This is a genomic window from Saccharomonospora iraqiensis subsp. paurometabolica YIM 90007, assembly GCF_000231035.2.
Lineage (GTDB): Bacteria > Actinomycetota > Actinomycetes > Mycobacteriales > Pseudonocardiaceae > Saccharomonospora > Saccharomonospora paurometabolica.
Genome location: NZ_KI912258.1, coordinates 119,362 through 123,250, shown reverse-complemented (window position 1 = coordinate 123,250; position 3,889 = coordinate 119,362). Strand labels below are relative to the sequence as shown.

General features: G+C 73.3%; 4 protein-coding genes and 1 tRNA gene. 2 read left to right on the top strand and 3 right to left on the bottom strand.

All coding sequences use genetic code 11. The features are described 5' to 3' along the window. The coding region (locus SACPADRAFT_RS34175) for a hypothetical protein (RefSeq protein WP_233357222.1) at window positions 1-180 on the bottom strand (180 nt) is incomplete at its 3' end. Between the two features lie 594 nt (window positions 181-774). On the opposite strand from SACPADRAFT_RS34175, the gene SACPADRAFT_RS0219825 reads away from it, so the two are divergent. Next, the gene (locus SACPADRAFT_RS0219825; protein ID WP_007026800.1) at window positions 775-1,296 is read left to right on the top strand and encodes an inorganic diphosphatase; all 522 of its coding nucleotides are present in this window, start codon (window positions 775-777) and stop codon (window positions 1,294-1,296) included. Window positions 1,297-1,432: 136 nt separating this feature from the next. Here SACPADRAFT_RS0219825 and SACPADRAFT_RS0219820 read toward each other — a convergent pair whose 3' ends face one another. After that, window positions 1,433-1,951 carry a gamma carbonic anhydrase family protein gene (locus SACPADRAFT_RS0219820; protein WP_007026801.1) on the bottom strand — a complete coding sequence of 173 codons (519 nt, stop codon included), beginning with the start codon at window positions 1,949-1,951 and terminating at the stop codon, window positions 1,433-1,435. A 101-nt stretch (window positions 1,952-2,052) separates the two neighbouring features. After that, window positions 2,053-2,126: transfer RNA gene (locus SACPADRAFT_RS0219815), tRNA-Thr, on the bottom strand. Window positions 2,127-2,261: 135 nt separating this feature from the next. On the opposite strand from SACPADRAFT_RS0219815, the gene SACPADRAFT_RS0219810 reads away from it, so the two are divergent. Beyond that, window positions 2,262-3,889 (top strand): hypothetical protein (locus tag SACPADRAFT_RS0219810; RefSeq protein ID WP_007026802.1); only part of this gene is annotated, 1,628 nt, incomplete at its 3' end.

The following is a 3,889-nucleotide window of genomic DNA, read 5'->3' as shown; positions in this document are numbered from 1 at the left end:
CGGCCGTGCCACGGAACGCCTCCGGGCGGCCGGATCCTCCGGGTGCGGGCGGCGCACCCCGGGCGGGGCCGTGCTGTACGGAGTCGTACCGGGCAGGGCCGTGCTCGTGGGTGTGGCCGCCGTCATGGGCAGGGCCGTGGCCGACAGTGGTGCCGTGGTCGGGGACGGGGCCGTGCCCATGGGCAGGACCGTGCTCGACAGCGCGGCCGTGGTCGTGGACGGGCGCGTGATCGTGGGTGGGGCCGTCGTGGGCGGGCGTGGGGCGGGAAGGGACACCGGGCGCCGCGTCCCGATCCGGCGCCGGCTCCCGGTCGGGCCGCCGCACGGACACCGGGACGGTCGGATGCGCACCCGCGGCGCCGGACCCGCCGGGCTCCCCCGTGCCCGGGGACGGCAGCCGGTGCCGCACCGTCGGCGGCTCGGTCGTTGTGACCTCGGGCACGCCCCACTCGTCGGTGGGTTGCCGTGGGTTGTCCTCCGGTCCGGCGGGGGCGAGGTCGGGATCGTCGTCGTCCGACGGCCACCGCGGGGCGGGTCCGGTGCCGTACCCACCGTCTCCGGCCGTTCCGCCGCCCCGGTCACCACCGGCCGCGCCGGGGTCGGCGCCCGTGTCGCCTGCCACAGACCCTCCTCGCCGTTCAACGGGGCAGACGTCACATTTCCCGACCGCGTCTGCCCTGGCGGCCGATTGCCTGGTCCACACTAGTGAAGGAAGGTCAGACGCAGTGTGAGCCGCCCGCAAGCGGCGCCGAGAGACGAGGCAGCGAGGACGGCGTGGAGTTCGACGTCACGATCGAGATCCCCAAGGGGGAGCGCAACAAGTACGAGATGGACCACGAGACGGGGCGCATCAAGCTCGACCGCACCCTGTTCACGGCCACCCAGTATCCGGCCGACTACGGGTTCATCGACAACACGCTGGGCCAGGACGGCGACCCGCTCGACGTTCTCGTGCTCGTGCAGGAACCGACGTTCCCCGGCTGCCTCATCCGGAGCAGGGCGATCGGCATGTTCCGCATGACCGACGAGAAGGGCCCGGACGACAAGATCATCGCGGTGCCGTCGGACGACCCGCGGATGGAGCACCTGCGGGACATCCACCACCTCAACGAGTTCCACAAGCTGGAGATCGAGCACTTCTTCCAGGTGTACAAGGACCTGGAGCCGGCCAAGAGCGTGGAGGGCTCCACCTGGGCCAGCCGCATCGAGGCCGAGAAGGAGATCCAGGAGTCCTACGACCGCGAGACGGCGCACCGGGAGGAGATCCGGGGCCGCGAGGTGACCGAGCAGGACTGACCGGACTGACCGGGCGCGGCCGACGGACCGACGGGTCCGCGGCACGCCCGTCGCCACGGAGCCACGGACGAGAAGGGCGCCTCCCGCACGTGACGGGGAGGCGCCCTTTCGCGTGTGCCGGCCTCCGGCCGGGTGGTCACACGGGTTCGACGCCCTGCGCGTGGCGGCGGGCCAGCTCCCGGTACACCTCGGCGTTGTGCTCGATCCACACCCGGGCGGAGTCGGTCAGCGGCACGAACTTCTTCGCCGGGCTGCCCATGGCGATGGTCTCCTCCGGAACCGCGGTGCCCGGGGTGATGGTGGCACCCGCCGCGACCAGGGTGCGGGCACCGATCACGGCCTTGTCCAGCACGGTGGCCGCGTTGCCCACGAGGGCCTGCTCCCCGACCGTGCAGTCGTGCACGATGCACGAGTGGCCGATCGTGGCGTTGCGGCCCACCTCGCAGGTCCCGTCGTTGACGTGCAGCACCGAGTTGTCCTGGACGTTGGCGCCCTCCCGCACGACGATCCGGCCGAAATCACCGCGCAGCACGGCGCCGTACCAGACGGAGGCGTTCTTCTCGACGACGACGTCCCCGATCAGCGTCGCGGTGGGCGCGATCCAGGCGTCGGGGTGCACGGTGGGGCTGGTGCCCTCGAAGGCGAACATCGGCATGGGCACACCTTAACCAGCGTTCACGTCCGGCCCGCGAACCGGCGCGAAGGTGGGCGGACGAAAAGAAGGGCCCCCCGCAAGGCGGAGAGCCCTTCCTTCCGAGCCGCCTAGGGGATTCGAACCCCTGACCTGCTCATTACGAGTGAGCCGCTCTGGCCGTCTGAGCTAAGGCGGCGCGGGCCGTGCCCGGCTGCGCACAAGTGTAGCGGTCCATCCTCCGTCACCGGTGGGCCCCCCGCCTCGTTGGCGGGAGGACGACATCGGTGTCGCCCCGGCCGCCGAGTGACCACGCCACTGGGAGGACCTCCGTATGCGCCGACGCCTGCCCCGAACGCTGGCCGCGCCCGTCACCGTCGCGGTACTCGTCCTGTCCGCGGCACCCGCCGCGGGCCAGACCGTGCCGACGACGCCCGAACCCGAGCCGGTGGAGGAGGGCCAGCCCCCGTTCTCCGACCCCCCGACACCGGAGGGCAGGGCGATCGGGAAGGCGGGCACGGCACTGGGCATGCTCCGCCTGGCACCGGAGGCCGTCCCCGCCGAGGCGTCCATGCCGGGTGTCGAGGAGTCCCTGCCCGAGCAGTCCGCCCTGGAGGGAGCGTTCGGACTGTCCCGGGCCGAGGCGAACTCGGAGTCGTACCTCACCTACGAGCGCGCGATCGCCGAGGCCTCCCCGTTCGGGCTCGCCGTGGGCGGGCACGCACCGACCGTGCCCGGTGCGGTCTCGCAGACGGCGTTGCCGGACAACGAGGAGCCGGTCAGCACCGGATTCGAGGCACCGGACAACCCGCTCGTCGGGATCAGCGGACTGAACGGCAGCGCCCACGCCCGCTGGAGCCCCACCACCGGTCCGTGTGTCGGCACCATCGCCGACTCCTCGACCTCGGCCGCCCACCTGTCCCTGGTCGACGCGATCCCCACCATGCCGGACACCCACCGGCTGTCCGACGCGGACGCGGGGGACGACACCGGCGCCCCCGGCAACGACGGCGCTCTCGGCGGCAACGACGGCGCTCTCGGCGGCAACGACGGCGCTCTCGGCGGTGACGACGGCGCCCTCGGCGGTGACGGCGCACCCGGTGAGGACGACGGGCAGGACGAGGGTGACCGGGCCCGGGCGGCGCTGTCCGAGCTGCCCGGGCCGCTGGCGCACCTCGGCGGCCTGCTGTCCGGCGGCGGGGACGACACCGACGGGACCGGATCGCTGATCAGCGCACCGCAGACGCTGTCCACCCGGTCGGTCGTGCGGCTGACCGACATCCCGGGCAGCGACCGCAAGGCGGTCGAATCGATCTCCACGATGCGGGCGGCCCGGCTGGAGATCCTGAAGGGCACCCCGCTCGGCCTCACGGTGCGGGTAGCCGACCAACCCACCCTGCGGGTGGTCTCCACCGGCGACCCCGACACGTCCACCGTCGAGTACACGGCCCCGGTGCTGGCCTTCGAACGCGACGGGGAGACGCTGTTCGAGCTCGACGCGGCGAACCCGACCCGGGACATCCCCCTCGGCATCCCGCTGCCCGGCCTGACGGACCTGCCCGGGTTCGAGCAGGTCCGTGACGCCCCCGTCCTCGGCGGTGTGGCCGAACTCGTGGGCGGCGGGCTGAAGGAACTGACCGACCGCGCCTCCGAACACGTGCTCGACCTCGGGGTGCTGCGGGTGAGCGTGGCGGGCCTGGACGAACGGACGGGCCGGGTGACCGAGCCGTTCACCGGCCACCACGTCTCGGCGGCCGCCCGCATGCTCGACCTGCAGGTCCTGCCGACGGACCGGCTGCGCGAGGCGTTGCCGCCGGAGCAGGCCGAGCGGCTCCCCTCGTCGCTGGCCCAGGTCTCGCTCGGGGAACAGAAGGCCACGGCGTTCGCCCCCGAGGGCGGCGTCGAGTGCGGCCCTCCGGCCGCCCCGCCCGCCGACGTGCCGCCCGAGGGCGGTGAACAGCC

Excerpts from the sequence above, each read along its gene's own strand:
- SACPADRAFT_RS0219820 (WP_007026801.1), bottom strand. The coding sequence starts at position 1,951 with ATGCCGATGTTCGCCTTCGAGGGCACCAGCCCCACCGTGCACCCCGAC.